The 17,891-nt window shown below is 42.3% G+C and carries 19 protein-coding genes; 15 read left to right on the top strand and 4 right to left on the bottom strand.

Annotation, left to right across the window (positions count from 1 at the left end; translation table 11 throughout):
* The first annotated feature begins 92 nt into the window (after positions 1-92).
* The 7 genes from glmM to Q3C15_RS02540 all read left to right on the top strand — a co-directional run bounded on the left by glmM (position 93) and on the right by Q3C15_RS02540 (position 5,610).
* Positions 93-1,448: a phosphoglucosamine mutase gene (glmM, locus tag Q3C15_RS02570; RefSeq protein WP_057826911.1), complete on the top strand. Its 1,356-nt coding sequence runs from the start codon at positions 93-95 to the stop codon at positions 1,446-1,448.
* Between the two features lie 100 nt (positions 1,449-1,548).
* Positions 1,549-2,265: a B3/4 domain-containing protein gene (locus Q3C15_RS02565; RefSeq protein WP_302703923.1), complete on the top strand. Its 717-nt coding sequence runs from the start codon at positions 1,549-1,551 to the stop codon at positions 2,263-2,265.
* Positions 2,266-2,436: 171 nt separating this feature from the next.
* A complete protein-coding gene (locus Q3C15_RS02560; RefSeq protein WP_302703921.1) occupies positions 2,437-3,204 on the top strand; it encodes a DUF805 domain-containing protein in 768 nt (255 codons plus the stop codon).
* A 171-nt stretch (positions 3,205-3,375) separates the two neighbouring features.
* A complete protein-coding gene (locus tag Q3C15_RS02555) occupies positions 3,376-3,732 on the top strand; it encodes a hypothetical protein (RefSeq protein WP_302703919.1) in 357 nt (118 codons plus the stop codon).
* 33 nt (positions 3,733-3,765) lie between these two features.
* Positions 3,766-4,479 carry a DUF805 domain-containing protein gene (locus tag Q3C15_RS02550; RefSeq protein WP_302703917.1) on the top strand — a complete coding sequence of 238 codons (714 nt, stop codon included), beginning with the start codon at positions 3,766-3,768 and terminating at the stop codon, positions 4,477-4,479.
* Between the two features lie 25 nt (positions 4,480-4,504).
* Entirely contained in the window at positions 4,505-5,200 is a 696-nt protein-coding gene (locus Q3C15_RS02545; RefSeq protein WP_289554858.1) for a hypothetical protein, read from the top strand.
* A 20-nt stretch (positions 5,201-5,220) separates the two neighbouring features.
* Positions 5,221-5,610: a DUF805 domain-containing protein gene (locus tag Q3C15_RS02540; RefSeq protein ID WP_302703915.1), complete on the top strand. Its 390-nt coding sequence runs from the start codon at positions 5,221-5,223 to the stop codon at positions 5,608-5,610.
* Between the two features lie 50 nt (positions 5,611-5,660).
* Here the strand turns inward: Q3C15_RS02540 and Q3C15_RS02535 are convergent, their stop codons facing one another.
* Positions 5,661-6,341: a hypothetical protein gene (locus tag Q3C15_RS02535; RefSeq protein WP_302703914.1), complete on the bottom strand. Its 681-nt coding sequence runs from the start codon at positions 6,339-6,341 to the stop codon at positions 5,661-5,663.
* A 254-nt stretch (positions 6,342-6,595) separates the two neighbouring features.
* Between Q3C15_RS02535 and Q3C15_RS02530 the strand changes: the two genes are divergently transcribed.
* The 7 genes from Q3C15_RS02530 (at position 6,596) to Q3C15_RS02500 (ending at position 13,093) form a co-directional block, all read left to right on the top strand.
* Complete coding sequence (locus tag Q3C15_RS02530) at positions 6,596-7,144, top strand: RNA polymerase sigma factor (RefSeq protein WP_302703912.1); 549 nt, start codon at positions 6,596-6,598, stop codon at positions 7,142-7,144.
* Between the two features lie 120 nt (positions 7,145-7,264).
* Positions 7,265-7,489, top strand: coding sequence for a DUF1659 domain-containing protein (locus tag Q3C15_RS02525; protein WP_057826837.1), 225 nt, complete (start codon positions 7,265-7,267; stop codon positions 7,487-7,489).
* 36 nt (positions 7,490-7,525) lie between these two features.
* On the top strand, positions 7,526-7,753 hold the full coding sequence (locus tag Q3C15_RS02520; RefSeq protein WP_057826838.1) for a DUF2922 family protein: 228 nt from the start codon (positions 7,526-7,528) through the stop codon (positions 7,751-7,753).
* Positions 7,754-8,019: 266 nt separating this feature from the next.
* Positions 8,020-8,661 (top strand): TetR/AcrR family transcriptional regulator, encoded by a 642-nt coding sequence (locus Q3C15_RS02515; RefSeq protein WP_302703910.1) that lies wholly within the window; start codon positions 8,020-8,022, stop codon positions 8,659-8,661.
* Positions 8,654-10,393: an ABC transporter ATP-binding protein gene (locus Q3C15_RS02510; protein WP_302703909.1), complete on the top strand. Its 1,740-nt coding sequence runs from the start codon at positions 8,654-8,656 to the stop codon at positions 10,391-10,393. Before Q3C15_RS02515 ends, Q3C15_RS02510 begins: the two co-directional genes overlap by 8 nt.
* A complete protein-coding gene (locus Q3C15_RS02505; RefSeq protein WP_302703908.1) occupies positions 10,386-12,221 on the top strand; it encodes an ABC transporter ATP-binding protein in 1,836 nt (611 codons plus the stop codon). Before Q3C15_RS02510 ends, Q3C15_RS02505 begins: the two co-directional genes overlap by 8 nt.
* Positions 12,222-12,232: 11 nt before the next feature.
* A complete protein-coding gene (locus Q3C15_RS02500) occupies positions 12,233-13,093 on the top strand; it encodes a hypothetical protein (RefSeq protein WP_302703906.1) in 861 nt (286 codons plus the stop codon).
* Between the two features lie 169 nt (positions 13,094-13,262).
* On the opposite strand, the gene Q3C15_RS02495 is transcribed toward Q3C15_RS02500, so the two are convergent.
* The 3 genes from Q3C15_RS02495 to ade form a co-directional block, all read right to left on the bottom strand.
* Complete coding sequence (locus Q3C15_RS02495) at positions 13,263-13,967, bottom strand: type 1 glutamine amidotransferase (protein WP_289554849.1); 705 nt, start codon at positions 13,965-13,967, stop codon at positions 13,263-13,265.
* A complete protein-coding gene (locus Q3C15_RS02490) occupies positions 13,967-15,319 on the bottom strand; it encodes a Mur ligase family protein (RefSeq protein ID WP_302703903.1) in 1,353 nt (450 codons plus the stop codon). The genes Q3C15_RS02495 and Q3C15_RS02490 overlap by 1 nt, the downstream gene beginning before the upstream one ends.
* Positions 15,320-15,392: 73 nt before the next feature.
* Entirely contained in the window at positions 15,393-17,072 is a 1,680-nt protein-coding gene (gene ade / locus Q3C15_RS02485) for an adenine deaminase (protein WP_302703902.1), read from the bottom strand.
* A 220-nt stretch (positions 17,073-17,292) separates the two neighbouring features.
* On the opposite strand from ade, the gene Q3C15_RS02480 reads away from it, so the two are divergent.
* Entirely contained in the window at positions 17,293-17,886 is a 594-nt protein-coding gene (locus Q3C15_RS02480; protein ID WP_057826846.1) for a thymidine kinase, read from the top strand.
* The last annotated feature ends 5 nt before the right edge of the window (positions 17,887-17,891 follow it).

Raw genomic sequence — 17,891 nt, 5'->3', positions numbered from 1 at the left:
TTTGTTTTAACAATTTATAAGAAACAATGGATGCCAAAATGATATAATAGCTATATTAGTTACTAATATGAAATGAGGAAAATACGATGAAATTGAAGTATTTCGGAACAGATGGCGTTCGGGGCATTGCGAATGAATCATTGAGCCCTGAATTAGCATTTAAATTGGGCCGTTGCGGTGGGTATGTATTGACGCAACATGCTACAAATAAAGAACGGGCACCACGGGTTTTAGTGGCACGTGATACTCGGATTTCAGGCCAAATGCTTGAACACGCATTGATTGCCGGATTACTTTCAGTTGGAATTGAAGTGTTCGACTTGGGCGTAATCACAACTCCTGGGGTAGCATACTTGGTTCGTCTGCAAGATGCTGACGCCGGGGTCATGATTTCAGCTTCACACAATCCGGTTCAAGATAACGGAATCAAGTTCTTCGGCGGCGACGGCTACAAGTTGTCTGACGAAAAGGAAGCCGAAATTGAAGCTTTGCTTGATAAGGATGAAGACACATTGCCACGGCCATCAGCAGAAGGCTTAGGAACAATGAGCGACTTTAAGGAAGGTGCCTTGAAGTATACTCAATTCCTTGAACAAACAATTCCGGATGATTTGTCAGGAATGCACATCTGCGTTGACGGGGCAAACGGATCAACAAGTACGTTGGTTTCACGCTTATTCGCAGATTTAGGCGCTGATTTCACAACGATGGCAACGAATCCAGATGGCTTGAACATCAACAATGGTGTTGGTTCAACACACCCTGAAGCCTTAGCTAAATTCGTTGTTGAACAAGGCGCCCAAGCCGGCGTTGCCTTTGACGGGGACGGCGACCGCTGTATCGCCGTTGATGAATTAGGAAACATTGTTGACGGCGACAAGATCATGTACATTTGCGGGAAGTACATGAACGAACGCGGCCGGTTGAAGAAAAGTACGATCGTAACAACGGTGATGAGTAACCTTGGAATGTACAAGGCAATGGAAAAGGCTGAAATGAATTCAGTTAAGACGCAAGTCGGCGACCGGTACGTTGTTGAAGAAATGTTGAAGGACGGCTACAACCTCGGTGGTGAACAATCAGGGCACGTTGTCTTCTTAGACTTCAATACAACGGGGGACGGCATGTTGACGGCGCTTCAATTATTGAACGTCATGAAACAAACTGGCAAGAAGTTGTCTGAATTAGCAGCCGAAGTTGAAAAGTATCCGCAAGAACTTGTAAATGTTCGCGTAACGGATAAGAAGGCTGCATTGAACAATTCCGCAATCCAAAAGGTCATCAAGGAAGTTGAAGCAAAGATGGACGGCGAGGGTCGCGTTTTGGTTCGCCCTTCAGGAACCGAAGACTTATTGCGGGTAATGTGTGAAGCTAAAACCCCTGAATTGGTTCATGATTACGTCATGGAAATCGTGAACGTTGTTAAACAACAAATGGGTGTTGAATAACCGAAATGAATGAAACACTGGCTGTGGAAACGGCTGGTGTTTTTCTTCTCTTGTCACACTTTTTTAACTGCCTTAAAATTAAGGTGAGGAGGAAAAAGAAATGAAAAAATTTATCTTAGATGAATCATTGTTTGAAAAGTTCCCGGAAGCCGAAATCAGATATTTTACGGTCGACGGAATCAACAATCACGTTGATGAAAAGGACGATTCGTACTTTGAAAAGCTGCTTGCGGGTGCGAAGGAAGAGTCCAAGAAGTACATTCAAGACGAAACTTTCCGCAACAATCCGGTCGTTGCTAGTTGGCGCAAAGTTTATCAACAGTTCAAAAAGAAAAAAGGCGCCCGGTCATCAATTGAAGCAATGTTGAAACGGGTCAGTCAGGACCGCGACTTTAAGCCGATCATTCCGTTAGTTGATTTATACAACAGCATCTCATTACGGTATGGCGTTCCGTGCGGCGGTGAAGACCTTGACCAAATGGATGGCGACATGCACTTAGGCGTAACTGCCGGCGGCGATGAATTTTGGCCGTTGGGAGCCGATGACAGCGAACCGACACTTCCGGGCGAAGTCTGCTACTACGATCAAGGCGGAGCAATCTGCCGTTGCTGGAACTGGCGCGAAGCGAAACGAACAATGCTGACGGAAGAGACGACGCATGCCGTTTTGGTAACCGAAGCCGCAACCAAAGAACAGGCAGCAAACATGGAAGCTGCAATGGAAGACTTACGGAAATTAGTGGGCGACTTCTTCAAGGTCGAACCAAGTGAGATCATCACGTTAAATCATGATAATCCAAGCGGCGAAATGAAATAAAAATCAAACTGACACCACCTGTGAAAGCAGTTGGTGTTTTTTAATGCCAAAGTTTAAGAAAAGATTAATTTTTTAAAGTGGATCGTAATCGTAACTTAAATATTGCTATTATTTTAAGAGATGTGAGTGAATCACGGAATGAATTTAATAAAAGGATTTAAGGAGTAAGGAATGTTATTAGTATTAACGGTAATTTTAGGTGTAATTGGACTTGCAATTTGGATGAAACATTCTTTGCGGACTTGTTCGATTGGAAAAATTATTGCAATGATCCTTCTTCCATATGTGGGAATGGTTGGCGGTTACGTTGGAGATTGCATTGTAGCTTCCAGAATACAGTCGCCTGATTGGTTTCCATGGTTGTGGATAGTAGGGGGAATTATTGGTTTGATTGCAAGTGTAGCGATCTGTATCAAAACTACTACCCAAACACCTCAGGAAAACTTAAGTCAATCCGTAGTGGTCTTTAACCCCGACGGAACTGAGAAACCACAAAGGGTAACTTTTGTTCAAGGATGGAAGTTTTTTTTTCATAACGCATTTAATTTTGGCGGCCGGGCTAATTTACAACTGTTTGGCTGGGGCGTGTTGGCTTATGTAATTGTTAATTTGATATTGGAACTATTTAGAAGGTTGATTAACCTTATTCCATTTTCCAATTATCAATTAGAAGAATTTGTAACGGAGGCTGTGAGTGGAATTTGGCTATGCTTAATACTTGGATTAGCAATTCCGTTGTTGACCCTTAATGTTCGCCGGCTTCGCGACACGGGAGTGAAGAATTGGTTGAATTACATCTTGAATGTAATTGGATTTATTTTGTTTTTAGTCCCAATAATTGGTTCAATTTATAGAATTTTTTTGGTTATTTTGCTTTGCAACCAACTGGTAAATTGCAGCGAAAGAAGAATAATTCTTATTAGGCTAAGAATGAAATAAAAATCAATCTGACACCAACTGTGAAAGCAGTTGGTGTTTTTTAATGTCAAAGTTTAAGAAAAGATTAATTTTTTAAAGTGAATCGTAATCGTAACTTAAATATTGCTATTATTTTAAGAGATGTGAGTGAATCACGAGATGAATTTAATAAAAGGATTCTAGGAGTAAGCGATGAAATTATTAATTTCAATTATCCTCATTGCGTTAATTGTGTATGCGGTATATATAGCAAAATATCTATCACCGCGAGGTAAAAAAGTTTGTACTGTGGTTGCAATCGTAATCGCGATTGTAACGGGAGTGACTTCCGGCGTCCTTCCAATTGTTGGAGTGATAGTTGGATTTAAATGTGATTTAACGGTGGCTTCAAAAGCGACTGAATGGTTTCCAATGCTATGGATGCTTGGAGGAGCTGCTGGAATTGCGATTGGAGTTGCATTGGGGATAATTTTAGCTTTGATTCTGGGAATTATGGTTATTATTTGGGGAACTATATGTAAGTATCGAAGGCGCTCGCAGAATAATTGATAAATCATAATAAAAGAATTTAAGGAGTAAGAAATGGTATTTGGATTAGTTTTAGCATTAATTGTGATCGTGATATTTATGCTCTGGATGGCTCATTCTTCGCATTTCGGGCTTACGGGTAAAATCATCGCGATCATTGCCCTCCCGTTTGTGGGAGCAATCATTGGCTTTTTAGGCGATTTGGGAGTCGCTTCTCAATCAGTTGAATGGTTCCCAGTGTTGTGGCTGTACGGCGGTTTCATCGGCGTGATTGTCAGTTTGATCTTGTTAATTGTAACCATCACAAGGGCAAGTCACGAAAACACGGGCAGCTCAGTGATTGTTTTTAACCCGGACGGAACTGAGGGAAAGTTAAAAGTTACCTTTATTCAAGGGTGGAAATCCTTTTTCCGCAATGCGGTTAATTTTAATGGCCGGGCTAACTTACAAATGTTTGGCTGGGGCCTGTTATCATATGTGATTATTAATTTTATCTGGTGCTTTATAATGGGAGTGATCAGCGGATGTTTGCCCAACGTTTCGTGGCTGTTGATGGTAGTTTCCGGGCTGGTTTTACTCGGCCTAATGATTCCGCTGTTAGCTCTTAATGTCCGCCGGCTTCGTGATACGGGAATGAAAAACGGGCTGAACTACACGTTAAATATAATTGGGTTTATTTCACCGATAGTTTCGATTATCGGAATGATTTATCGGGCCGTTTTGCTTGTTTTGCTGTGCATGCCGACGGGAAAGTTTCAGAAAGAATAGCTGTGTAGATAAAAGGGAAGATTAAATGAAGAATAAAAAATATATTGGACAGGTTTTGTCTTGCTTAGCTATAGGAATGTTAATCCCCATTTTTATAATGTTAATAATGAAATTTAATCTCAAAAGAATTACTGTTTCGTCTCATTCAGGATATTATTTAACGTTTTTTTGGGTAGTTAGTTATATTTTAGAAGTAACATTTAATTTATTTTGTGAAAAATATAACAAAGTAATTTGGCTTTGTTGTCAAATAATATCGTATTTTTTATTCTGGGGAGCTATAGGATTATTTTTAGGCGTACTAACGTTTTTAATAGATGAAAATTTTATAATTATAGTAGTTTTATCTGTATATGCTTTTGCTATTTTAGTTACAATTATATGTTTGCTTATAGGTTTATTTTCTAAAAATATAAAAATTGCTAAAAAAAGAAATTTTATTTTAGGAACATGCCTAAACGTTATGATTATTATTTTTACAATAATTACAAAATCTGGTAGTTATCTTTTTAGTCTAGCATTGATATTTATTGCTTTCTTATGTTGTGTTTATTCCGTTAAACAATTTAACGATTTAAAGATTGAAAAAAGTTTTAATTCTGGGATAGAAAAGTGGACGGATATAATCAGTACGGCAACTGATATGAGTTTAACCTTTATAACATTTGTTTTTACAATACTGGCAATACTTTTTCCACCAAGTGATGATGACAATGATTAAGAAAGGAAAAGTTATTAAAAATGCATAAAATTAATGAACAAGGATATGTAAGTTTTAAAGAAAGCATTTCTGATTTTATTCATGGATTGATAGATTTCAAGGGAATTACTACTCGCAGAAGATATTTATTTCCAATGATTTACTTTTACGCAATCTTATTTACTGGATGTAATTTGCTTTTTATATTTACATTGATGAATATTAATGGATTGGCAATAACGATTTTTGAAATCATCATTGCGATAAATTTTATTGTCGCAAATTTATTGATCATTCCTGTAACAGTTCGACGTTTTCGAGACATTGGGTTTAATATCATTATAACGATTTTGATGTTATTTTTCGCAATTGGAATATGCCCGCTTTTTGGAGTACTTTTACCAACTGATTGTTTCAAAAAGAAAGCTTAAAATTTATACATAGGTAAAGAAGACTTGCTTTTATAACAAGTCTTCTTTTTTTACTTAATTATCCGTTTAATATCCCACAAACTCATCCCGAATTTTTCTTTCAAGATTTTAACGATCCGCGACGTTCCCAGCGCACTCATAATGTTGGCGACTTCTTGATTAGTAAGTGTCGTTTCATAATGCGGCGGCAGTTTAACCGTGAACCGCTGCGGAAAGATGGCTTGAGCCACGCCGTAACACTGGTACGCGGTATTTTTATTGGCTTGAAAAACTTTGCGGTCGACTTCCAAGCGCAGTTCAATGTCGTGTTCCGGAATATCGACCGTGAAGCGGTACGGGCTTTCCTTGCGAATCGGGTATTTGTTTAAGAAGACCCAGCAGCCCGGATGCCGCGTCATCCCAACTGCGGGGAAAATCAGGCAGTCCTTGCCCATGATCGGCAGCTGCCGCGTTCCGGGATGCGAAGTTTGATAGAGATGGTTGATGATCCCGTCGATCAGAACTGCTCCAAGATTGCCATGCGGCGCAAGCAGCTTTTTGATCAGTGTTTTGGGAGTTTGCGGCGTCTTAATGATCGTGCCGTCATTGCGAAAGATCATGGTGCGCAGCTTTTGTTCATTGATTTTACAAAACATGACCGTCGTTGCGGGGTCAAGGGTGGCATCATAATCGATCACGATCCGGGATGAAGGGGAAAGCTGGTTCGTATTAGCGTAATATGTAATCAGCATGGGCAAAACTCCTGACTGGATTATTAATTTTTATTAAAAACGATAATATTTTATTATATTTATAAATTTTACTTAACGGTTCGATATTCTGTCAACGCTTTCTTTAACCATTCTGAATTTTAGAATTCGATTCATTTCTAAGTCTTTGAAATTGACTGCTATCTATTAAGAATTAGCAGAATTTTCTATGATTGAAGTATCAATTTGGCCAGGTTGAAATCAAAGTAAAGGAAACGTCATGACAGGACTCGAATGTGGAAAATCAAGATGGATTTAAGGAACTATTAGCCGATGACACCGTAATTTATGCGGTGTTGAAGAAGCTGCATATTACCAAGGTGCATAACGACTATGATGATTTGGTTTCGGAAGGGCGCCTGCTGTACTTAAAGGCGTATGCGACGAATCAGTATACCGGGAAACGCCGGTTTAATTACTTTTTCACCAAGATTTACTGGGGCTTGCTGGACTATTTACGCAAGCAGCAGCGCAATCATGAAGTTGAAGCGCCGATCATTTCAACTGCCAATGAAGATTGGGATATTGTGGATGACCGGGTCGATGTGCATGCCGGCATTGAAGATGCAGAGTTATTGGCAGCCGTTCGCGCAATCTGTACCGCTAAGGAATGGCTGTACGTTGAACAACGGCTTCAAGGCAAAAAGGTGGCGGAAATTGCCGCGCAAATCGGGGTTCATCCGAATGCGATTTATCGCCGCAAAGCTCGGTTGCGAAAGAAAGTTGAATCTTTTTTGAAAAAAATCAATTTTGAGGGTGGGAAAAATCGCGGGTCAATTCGTTAATAAAGATGTAAGGGGCGCGCGACTTACACCACCACGATGAACTTGAAAATCGGTTTTGATCCGATGACAGTTCGTGATCGAACTTGATTTTCAGCCATTTAGAAATTGGAGGAATTTAAAATGACAGTTAAAGCAGAATGGAAGAAGACCGGAATTTACCTTGAACATGATTTAGGCGAAGGCAAGACCCGCCGCCGGACATTTAACGGCGTGAATGCCAGCGCAACTGACGACAAGATCGCGGAATTTGCTGAAATTATCGGCAAGTTGACCGGCGAAAATGTTGTTAACATCAAGGTTACCCGGACCGAAGAGCTTTCAGCTTCACCAGCAGTTAGTGAATAATCAGTCAGCGAATTAATTACGAAAGAGGGAATTTAAATGAAGAAATTAAACTTAGGTTTTCGTTCAGCAACCAAGAACACAATGCACCACTTACAGCTCAATTATGTGAAAACGGAACTTGAAGCTGAACCGTTGAAGAAGTACATGGCGCAGATTGCAGCATTAGGAATCTTCAGCGACAAGAACGGTGAAATGGTGTTCGCAACACCGGCTTCCGCAAGCTACATTGACACGGAAGAAAAAGTGGTGTTTGCGGAAAAATAGGTTGATATAAGGTTCAGAGATCCTGCTTTTTGGCAGGATCTTTTTATATCTAAAAGATATCTTTTGGATAGTAATCATCTATAATTTGGGTTTATACCAAGGGGATACTTTCGTACATTTAAGGTGTTGATTTCCAATTAAATTTTAAATTAGGAAGCGAATTGAAATGGAAATGATTCAAATTAATTTGACATTTGGTTCTTAAAGCACTAATATGACATATTGTCATATGACAGTGTGTCATATTGTTAGAAAGGAATGAAAAAATGCCGAAGCAAACATTTCTAAATCTTCCGCAGGAGAAGCAGCGGCGGCTATTGAAGGCGGGTTTTGAAGAGTTTTCTCGGGTGCCGGCGATTGACGCTTCCATCAGCAATATTATTAAACTTGCTGAGATTCCGCGCGGAAGTTTTTACCAGTATTTTGAAGATAAATATGATCTGCAGGCCTACTTAGTGATGCAGTTTTCGCAAGAGTGGTATCGAACTTGGCATCAGCTTTTGCAGGAACACCAGGGTGATTTCTTTGCGGCAGTACCGCTTTTGTTCAAGGATATTCTTGATATGATGCGGAATGAAAAGAATCACGCTTTTTGGAAGAATACCTTTTTCCAGTTCCGTAATTCTAAGGAAATGCGCAAGGCACTTCATCAGCAACGGCGGTCAAAACACGATGATGACCGTGAGTTGATTAATCAGCAGAAATTACGAATCGAATTGACCGCGCATAATTATGTTTTGCTTAACCGGCAGATCACAACGATGATGATCCAGTCGATCAGCATGTATTTTATGGCGGACCGCTTCAACGTTGATGATCCGTATCAGGAAGCGATTCAAAATTTTAATACCTTATTGAATTGGTTACAATTCGGAATTCAAGATCAAGGAGGAAATGCGGATGATTAATCTATTGAAGAAACGATTGCCGAAGTCGAAGGTTATCGGAGCAACGATTTTCATGGCGATTCAAGTCATAACGACGCTGTACTTGCCGACGCTGACTTCGAACATCGTCAATAATGGAGTTGCGAAGGGCAATGTTCATTACATTTGGATGGTCGGTATTCAGATGATGATTTTCTCGCTGATCAGTGTTGCGGCCGCAGCGTTTAACGTTTATTTTTCAGCAAAAGGTTCGCAAAAGTTAGGCCAGCGGTTGCGCAGCGACGTCTACCGGAAAGTGATCAACTATTCGCACGATGAAATGAAGCAGATCGGGACGTCATCCTTGGTTACGCGGACAACGAACGACATTATGCAGATTCAAAACGTAACGTTGATGTTTCTGCGGATGATGTTGATGGCGCCGTTAATGCTGATCGGGGCAAGCATTTTAGCTTACCGGCGGAGTGCAACGTTGACGACGATCTTTATTGTCATTTTGCCGTTGATCGCGGTCATCATGGCACTGGTGATTCGCTTTGCCGGACCGTTATTCTTTGCGATGCAGAAAAAGACTGACCGGGTCAACCAGGTTTTCCGCGAAGGATTAACCGGTGTCCGGGTCATCCGGGCATTCCGCCAAGATGAACTGGAACAGCAACGCTTTGATGAAGTCAATAAGGACTATACGCATAACGCGATCAAGGTCTACAACATTACCGGGTTGATGATGCCGTTAATGACCTTGATCATGAGTGCAACCAACGTCGTGATCACTTACTGGGGCAGCCATTTGATCGCCTTTCAAGTCACGGAAGTCGGAAACATGATTGCCTTTATTACATATGCAGCCCAAATTTTGATGAGTTTTGCGATGCTGTCAATGGTATTCGTAATGGTTCCGCGGGCGCAAGCGTCAGCTAAACGGTTGAACCAAGTTTTGAACATGACGACGCCGATCACGGACGCCAAGGATCCGCAATCATTGGATAAGCCATCTGCGCTTGAATTTGACAACGTGGCGTTCAAGTATGCGGATGCCCAAAAGGATGCGCTTGAAGGGGTCAACTTTAAGCTGCATGCCGGACAAACGTTGGCGATCATCGGTGGAACCGGGTCAGGGAAATCAACCTTGATCAACATGATTCCGCGGTTCTATGACGCGACTCAAGGTGAAGTCAAGGTCAATGGCGTTGATGTTCGGGACACGACGCTGCAGGCCATTCACCAAGCCGTATCATTTGTCCCGCAAAAGGCGAACTTGTTTGAAGGAACATTGCGCGAAAACATGCAGTTCGGGGATGCCAAAGCAACTGATGAACAGATTTGGCACGCCCTTGAGATTGCGCAAGCCAGTGATTTTGTAAAGGAACTGGACGGCCAGCTTGATGCGCACGTTGAACAGGGCGGCGCTAACTTTTCTGGTGGGCAGCGGCAACGGTTAGCGATTGCCCGTGTCTTGGTCAAACAAGCTTCCGTTTACGTTTTCGATGACTCATTTTCAGCATTGGACTTTAAGACGGATGCAAAGTTACGCGCAGCCTTAAAAACCGATGAAGAAATTCAAAAACACGTTGTGGTTATTGTTGGTCAGCGGGTTTCAACGATTGCCGATGCTGATTTGATTTTAGTATTGGATAAAGGCAAGGTCGTCGGTCAGGGGACCCACCAGGAATTACTCGCAACGAACAAGGTTTACCAGTCAATTGTGAACTCCCAAATTCGGGAATCAAAGGAGGGTGAGCAAAATGCCTAAACGAAATCGCGGTCCAATTGAAAAACCGCAGCACTTTTGGAAGACAACATGGCGGTTATTAAAGTACATGAAGAATCAGATTGCGGCTATTTTAGTTACGATGGCGTTGGCAATCACCGCGCAAGTATTGCAGATTCGCACGCCGAAAATTTTGGGTCAGGCAACGACGACGATTTTTGAAGGCGTGATGAAAGGAACGGCAATGCAAAAAGCCGGCATTGCGATGCATCACTGGCCAATTGATTTTCACAAAATCGGCCACATTTTAATGATCGTCATGGCAATGTACGTCGGTTCAGCCGTATTAACGTTTATCCAACGGGTCATCATGAACTACATGTCGCAACATACCGTTTACAGCATGCGGAAACAGTTGAAGCATAAAATGATGACGGTGCCGGTCAACTTTTACGACATGCACTCGAACGGGGATATTATCAGTACGGCCATTAATGATATGGATAACATTTCATCGACTTTGCAGCAAAGTTTGATGCAGCTGGTAACTTCCGTTGTTCAGCTTGTCGGGACATTATGGCTGATGTTGACGATCAGCTGGAAACTTACATTGATTATTGTTTGTTCAGTGCCGTTAAGCATGATCTGTATCGGAATCATTGCCCCTCAATCGCAGAAAAATTTCGGCGCGCAACAAAAGCATCTCGGAATTTTGAACGGCGCAATCGAAGAAAACTACGCTGGTCAAAACGTGATCAAGAGCTTCAACCGGGAACAAAAGACGATCGATGACTTTGAAAAGGAAAACGAAGCCTTATACCAAGCATCATGGCGGGCGCAAATGGCTTCCGGAATTATGATGCCGATTATGTCATTTATCAGCAACCTGACTTACGTTTGCGTTGCGATTGTCGGTGGAATTCAGGTTACCAGCGGACAGATTTCATTGGGAAATGTCCAGGCGATGTTGCAATATACGACCAACTTCTCGCAACCAATTTCCCAATTGGCCAACCTGGCAAACACGATTCAATTAACGATCGCCTCGGCTGAACGGGTCTTCGGCGTCTTGGATGAACCGGATATGCAGGAAACAAAATCCGGGTTACCGGTTGAAAAAGATCCGGCCGGGTTAATCGAATTTGAACACGTGAAATTCGGTTATGATAATGCCCCGATTTTGATGGAAAATTATAATTTGACGGTCAAGCAAGGGCATATGACTGCGATCGTCGGGCCAACTGGAGCCGGGAAAACAACGATCATCAACCTGCTTGAACGGTTCTATGATATTAAAGGTGGTTCGATTCGGTTAAACGGGGTCGATACGCGGGATATGTCGCGGGAAGAACTGCGGTTCCACTTTGCGATGGTTTTGCAGGATACATGGTTATTCTCAGGCACGATTTGGGATAACTTGAAGTACGGGCGCCAGGATGCAACGGATGAAGAAATTCTTGCGGCTGCGAAGGCGGCGCATGTGGATGATTTTGTGGAACAATTACCCAATGGTTACAAAACCGTTTTGGATGAATCAGCCTCGAACATTTCGCAAGGGCAGCGGCAGTTGTTGACAATTGCGCGGGCATTTGTGGCTGATCCGGAAATTTTGATTTTGGATGAAGCAACCTCAAGTGTCGATACACGAACTGAATTGCAGATTCAACACGCCATGAACAAGCTGCTTGAGGGCCGGACGAGTTTTGTGGTTGCCCACCGGTTATCCACAATTCAGGATGCGGATAACATTATTGTGATGAATCACGGCTCGATTGTGGAAACCGGAACACATAACCAGTTATTGGCGAAGAACGGTTTCTACGCGGACTTGTATAATTCACAATTTGAAGGCAATATTCAGATGGATTAGGAGGAATGAACATGCACAAAAAATTAGGAATAATTTTAACCGCGGGGCTTTCATTGCTTCTAACCGGCTGCAGCAAGGTCAGTTTATCAACCACGTCGAAAACTTATTCACCAGATGAAATGGTTGCGGTTGTGAAAGGTCATACTGTTAATCACAATACGGTTACTTATCAAATTGATAATGGAACGAAACACAGCGTTAAGGTTCATGATAAAACCTTTGTGATTCAGGTTCCAGCAAGTGATCAGCAACAAAAAGTGAAGATCACGGTCGCTCACGCTGGTCAGCAACAGCAGCAAACCGTAACGGTGAACGCGGCGAAAAAATTGGGTAACTACCAGCAAATTGTGCAAAAGTACAATCAAATGGTCGTCATGAGCAAGTTATCCCCGCAAGAAGTTCAAACGCTAAAGGCAGCGTCGACCTTGAAGAAGGCGCCAAGCGTACCAAATCCGCAACTGATGCAGCAAATGAAGCAGGCGCAACAGGTTGAACAAAAGGTTCAGCAGTTGCAATTCACAACGAAGAGTGAACAACTTCCGGCGCAGTTAAGCGGGATTCACAATGTCGTGGATAATTCAGCTTATACGTTGCGGTTGAATGTGCAAAACGGCAACTTGATGGGGGCTACAATGATGATCCCGGTCAAAAGTTTTAAGGACAAGACCCAAGCTCAACAATTCGGCACGGCGTTTGCACTTTTCAGTCAAGCCCTTGGCGCCAACGGCAAGCAGGTCATGCATGAATTTGAAAGCAAAACGAAGAATCAGGATAAAACCCAGACAACGTCGAAGACGATTATCAACCATGGAATCAAGTATTCGATCGGGTTTTCAACAACTGAATTATATGTGTATATTACGAAAGGATAGGAAGGTGTGACAAAACAGTAAAAACGAGCGTGGTGGAAGCAGAAAAGCGAATGAATCGCGCCAGCATAGATTCAGAGATTTTCGAATCCACATAGCTCGTTTGTTTTGGAACCTGATTATGGCAGAAAAAACAGAGATTGAGATTTTTATGTCTCAACCTCTGTTCTTTTTAATATGTTGGTTTAATTTCCAATGCTTCTTGTTGACTAAAGTCAGCATCAGGATATTTCTTTTTTAGTGCCAGTAATAAGAAACGCTTTGCAAGGTTTCCGTTCCGGGCGAGAACTGGTCCGTGGAAGTATGTTCCAAAGACATTTTTGTAAATTGCACCTTCAGAACCATCTTGACCGTTATTTCCATGACCTTCGATCACTTTTCCAAGAGGACGTTCGCCTTCGCCCAGGAACGTTACCCCGTTGTGATTTTCAAAGCCGTGGTATTCTTCGCCGGTTTCTTCGTTTTTGATTCGGATATCGCCGATGAACCGGTTATTGATTTGAGTTTCAGTCCGGTGTGGCAATGCACCGACGCCCGGAATCTTTTTACCGTCTGCGCCAATGTAATATTGCCCAAGCAGTTGATAACCACCGCAAACTGCAAGCATTGGTTTGTCATCGTTAATGAACTTTTTAATGGCTGCTGCTTTATTTGGCAGATCCTTTGAAACGATTGTTTGTTCATAATCTTGACCACCGCCGAAAAGGGCGAAGTCGAATTTATCCGGATCAAAGTCATCATCTAAAGAAACGATTTGAACATCAATATCGGTATCCATTTGTTTGGCATAGTATTTCAAAACCAAAATATTGCCAATGTCACTATAAGTATTAAGCAAATCACCATAGAGGTGGGCTAAATTCAAATGATATTGCATTATTCCATTCCTCCTTTGATGTAACCTTCGTCAGCAAGCATCTTCCGTAATTGCAACATTGCGGTGTAGGTTGCCAAAACATAAACATGCTTTGTTGGCATTTGTTTGATATAGTTGACGGCTTCCTTTAAGTCCGGCCGTTGGGCAAAATGTTCTTTCTGAACGCCGGCAACGCGCATCCGGAAAGTGATGTCTTTATACCGTTCACCACCGGTCAACACTGATGGAATATGGTCAAATGGTAATTCTTCAAAACTGCCGTCCCAGATCCAACTGGTGTCGATTCCGTCAGCATAGTTTGCATTTAACAGGAATGCCAACGAGAACGGGTTCTTGTCCGTTTTGATCATTTGCAATACCTGGTCAAGACCAACCGGGTTTTTAACAAGGATGATCGTTACATCTTTATCCCCAACATGGACAACTTCTTGCCGCCCGAAGATGTTTTTATCATCCGCACCAAGGGCTTTCGTGATTTCGTGCGGCAGCAAACCAAATTCAACGCCAACAGAATATGCAGCAAGCGCGTTATAGATATTATACGTTCCGCCGATGTGAAGCGTAAATTCATGGTCATCGATCTTAACGGTTGATGATTGCGGTGTTTGATCCACGATCGCGTTCATCCGGTAAGTCAATTCTGGCCGTTCAAATCCGCAATGCGGGCAGAAATATTTTCCCAAATTGCCATAGCTGCGGCTGTAATAATGAAGGATGTGGTCGCACTTTGGACACAAAACTCCATCCGTATTAGCCGGAGCTTTTTGATCGTGATCCGGTTGGTTGTCAAAGCCAAAGTAAACAACTTGGTTCGGCAGATCCTGCAAATTGTGGAATAGCGGTTCGTCCCCGTTGGCAATGGTCTTAGCTTGCGGGTGCATCTTGATTCCTTGAAGGATCTTATTATATGTGGTGTAGATTTCGCCGAACCGGTCGAGCTGATCCCGGAAAATGTTGGTTAAAACAAAAGCAGTTGGGGCAACGTACTGTGAAATAATCGGGACGTTGGCTTCATCCGTTTCCAAAACAGCGATTTTTTTACCGTTCTTGACTTTTTTAGCAGATAAAAATGTGCTGACGATTCCCTGCTTCATGTTTGAACCGCTCGGGTTAGTCAAAATTTCTGGGTATTTTTGTTTAAGAACTTTAACCGTAAGGGCCGTTGTCAGGGTCTTCCCGTTGGTTCCGGTAACGATCACGATTTCATAATCCTTTGCAAGTTCCTTTAAAACGTCTGGATCAATTGCAAGGGTGATCTTGCCTGGAAGCGATGTTCCGCCATGCATTACATTATGCAAAAACCAGTAAGAAGATTTTCCGGCAGCAATTGCCAATTTACTTTTAAGTGCCATTGATCTATCTCCTAAAATTAAAATACTATTCGCATTTTATCATAATAGAATCTGAAATTCACTTTTCCGTCCTTTAATTAATAGAAGCTTCAATCGGGATAAATTTTTGCTGGTCAAAGTTGTAAAGGCCGCGCGCCGTTAATTTTAAGGTTGGGATGACCGGCAACGCTAAGAACGATAAGGTAATAAATGGGTTAAAGGCGATCGGCCGGCTGATCGGTTGGTAAGCTGCGGTGATCGCGTTCAATTTTTGAGCAGTCTCTTTATATGAAAGATTTGACATCAACCCGCCGATTTGAAGCGGCAGGGTTGCCAGTTCATGGTGATTTGCAAAGACAGTGATTCCGCCGCCAACTTTTTGAAGATGCTGAATGGCAGCAAATAAATCCGCGTCATTTGTTCCAACGGCAATAATATTGTGGGAATCGTGGGCAATTGAGGATGCAACGGCTCCATGAGTTAGATTGAAGCCCTTTACGATCGCTTTGCCGATTTTGCCAGTATGATGGTGGCGTTCAACGACGACCATTTTAAGTTGATTGTTGGAAGGATCAGGACAGAAGTTTCCGTTATGAATTGAAACGGGTTCGACTAAGTGTTCAGTTTCGATGTGGTTCGGAATTACCTGAATGATGTTTGCGGTAGCTGAATTCAGCGGAAGTTGGAGATCAGCTGGCGAAAGCGCAAAGTTCATTGTGTTTTTCGCAAACGATAATGGGTGGGTATTAAAATCATGATTTGAAATTAAGTGGCCTTTTTTGATAACTTGGTGGATCTTAACATCATACGGGTCGTCTAAGACAACGATGTCTGCTTGGTAATTCGGATTGAGGGCGCCGATGAAAGGGATTTGGTGAGCTTGGGCAGCATTAAAACTTGCCATCGTATACGCTGTTTCGGGCCGCAAACCGTGTTGAATTGCTTTGCGAATGCAGTCGTTGATCCCGCCTTCATTTAAAAGGGAGTCAACTAATTTATCGTCAGTACAAAATGCGAACCGACTGGCATTGGATTCATTGACTGCGCCGACGGTATTTTCAAGGTCGCGTTCAACGGTTCCTTCGCGCAGGAAAACGTAAAAACCTTCATTAATCCGTTCTTGAATTTGCTGGATCGTAGTTGCTTCATGGTCAGTCGAAATTTGGTGTTGCCGGTAAACATCGAGCTGGTGTCGTGAAAGGCCGGATCCGTGGCCATCGATTTGCCGGCCGGCTTGAAGACAATCGTTCAGTTTAGCAATCATATCAGGTTGATTCGACGAAACTGCTGGATAATCCATCACTTCAGCTAAGCCGCGGACAGTTGGATTCTGGTAAAATGGTTTCAGTTCTTTGGCGGTCAAAGTTGCGCCGCTGTCTTCAAACGGAGTGCATGGAACACTGGAAGGCAGCATCGTGTAAACGTCCAGCAGCGATTGCCGTGCGTCATCGATCATGTATTGAATGCCGTTTGCCCCAGCAACATTAGCAATTTCATGCGGATCGGTGAAGATGCTGGTCGTTCCTTGCGGCAGAATTACCTTGGCCAATTCACTTGGCGTTAAAAGGGAACTTTCAATGTGAACGTGAGCGTCGATAAATCCGGGAACGATGTATTGGTCAGCATAATCAAGAGTCCGCCGGGCATGGAAGGTCGATGATTCGCCGGTGGCAATGATTTGCCCGTCATTGATCCAGAGGACATTCGGTTCGAATAACCGGGAGAAGACATTTAAAACGTGGTTGCTTTTAATACATAAATCGATGGTCGTCATTACTGATCCTCCAATAATTATTTGTGTTTTGATGATATTGTTAATCTATTTTAACCTTAAAGGACTAAAAGACAATGAAATTTGTTAATTATTTTGAGCGAACTCGAAATAAATGTCCGAATTAATAATTAAAGCACCGAAAATTTTAAGTGAGGGAATGAATTTTGCCTTTAAATCGTATATACTTATTTAGAAAGACTTTTTTTATGGAGATGGGTTTATGGCACAGCTTTTTTTCCGTTATGGCGCAATGAACAGCGGTAAAACGATTGAAATCCTTAAAGTTGCTCACAACTATGAGGAACAGCACAAGCACGTTGTGATTTTAACAAGCGGGCTGGATAACCGGGATGAAGTCGGATATGTTTCAAGCCGGATCGGGTTACGGCGGCCGGCAATTCCGATTTTTGATGAAACGGATGTGTATGAAATTGTGGCTTCAAAACAGAACATCGACTGTGTGTTAGTTGATGAAGCCCAATTTTTGAAAAAACATCACGTGATTGAATTGACGCGAATCGTTGATGAATTAGGAATTCCAGTAATGACGTTCGGTTTAAAGAACGACTTTCGGAATCAGTTGTTTGAAGGTTCCGAATATCTTTTGCTATATGCTGACAAAATCGAAGAAATGAAGACCATTTGCTGGTTCTGTGCCAAAAAAGCAACCATGAACCTTCGAATACATGATGGCAAGCCGGTTTATGACGGCGAGCAGATCATGATCGGCGGCAACGAGGCATATTTCCCAGTTTGCCGGAAACACTACGTTAACCCGCCGCTGGAAGAGATCCGCAAAGATATTGAAGAATAATATTT

This window comes from Ligilactobacillus sp. 110_WCHN, assembly GCF_030518115.1.
Classification (GTDB): Bacteria; Bacillota; Bacilli; order Lactobacillales; family Lactobacillaceae; genus Ligilactobacillus; species Ligilactobacillus aviarius_C.
This window is presented reverse-complemented; position numbering and strand designations above follow the sequence as displayed.

What these genes read in the sequence shown, in the direction of transcription:
- Q3C15_RS02565 (WP_302703923.1), top strand. Translation starts at nt 1,549, where the DNA reads ATGAAAAAATTTATCTTAGATGAATCATTGTTTGAAAAGTTCCCGGAA.
- Q3C15_RS02560 (WP_302703921.1), top strand. Translation starts at nt 2,437, where the DNA reads ATGTTATTAGTATTAACGGTAATTTTAGGTGTAATTGGACTTGCAATT.
- Q3C15_RS02555 (WP_302703919.1), top strand. Translation starts at nt 3,376, where the DNA reads ATGAAATTATTAATTTCAATTATCCTCATTGCGTTAATTGTGTATGCG.
- Q3C15_RS02550 (WP_302703917.1), top strand. Translation starts at nt 3,766, where the DNA reads ATGGTATTTGGATTAGTTTTAGCATTAATTGTGATCGTGATATTTATG.
- Q3C15_RS02545 (WP_289554858.1), top strand. Translation starts at nt 4,505, where the DNA reads ATGAAGAATAAAAAATATATTGGACAGGTTTTGTCTTGCTTAGCTATA.
- Q3C15_RS02540 (WP_302703915.1), top strand. Translation starts at nt 5,221, where the DNA reads ATGCATAAAATTAATGAACAAGGATATGTAAGTTTTAAAGAAAGCATT.
- Q3C15_RS02535 (WP_302703914.1), bottom strand. Translation starts at nt 6,341, where the DNA reads ATGCTGATTACATATTACGCTAATACGAACCAGCTTTCCCCTTCATCC.
- Q3C15_RS02525 (WP_057826837.1), top strand. Translation starts at nt 7,265, where the DNA reads ATGACAGTTAAAGCAGAATGGAAGAAGACCGGAATTTACCTTGAACAT.
- Q3C15_RS02520 (WP_057826838.1), top strand. Translation starts at nt 7,526, where the DNA reads ATGAAGAAATTAAACTTAGGTTTTCGTTCAGCAACCAAGAACACAATG.
- Q3C15_RS02515 (WP_302703910.1), top strand. Translation starts at nt 8,020, where the DNA reads ATGCCGAAGCAAACATTTCTAAATCTTCCGCAGGAGAAGCAGCGGCGG.
- Q3C15_RS02510 (WP_302703909.1), top strand. Translation starts at nt 8,654, where the DNA reads ATGATTAATCTATTGAAGAAACGATTGCCGAAGTCGAAGGTTATCGGA.
- Q3C15_RS02505 (WP_302703908.1), top strand. Translation starts at nt 10,386, where the DNA reads ATGCCTAAACGAAATCGCGGTCCAATTGAAAAACCGCAGCACTTTTGG.
- Q3C15_RS02500 (WP_302703906.1), top strand. Translation starts at nt 12,233, where the DNA reads ATGCACAAAAAATTAGGAATAATTTTAACCGCGGGGCTTTCATTGCTT.
- Q3C15_RS02495 (WP_289554849.1), bottom strand. Translation starts at nt 13,967, where the DNA reads ATGCAATATCATTTGAATTTAGCCCACCTCTATGGTGATTTGCTTAAT.
- Q3C15_RS02490 (WP_302703903.1), bottom strand. Translation starts at nt 15,319, where the DNA reads ATGGCACTTAAAAGTAAATTGGCAATTGCTGCCGGAAAATCTTCTTAC.
- ade (WP_302703902.1), bottom strand. Translation starts at nt 17,072, where the DNA reads ATGACGACCATCGATTTATGTATTAAAAGCAACCACGTTTTAAATGTC.
- Q3C15_RS02480 (WP_057826846.1), top strand. Translation starts at nt 17,293, where the DNA reads ATGGCACAGCTTTTTTTCCGTTATGGCGCAATGAACAGCGGTAAAACG.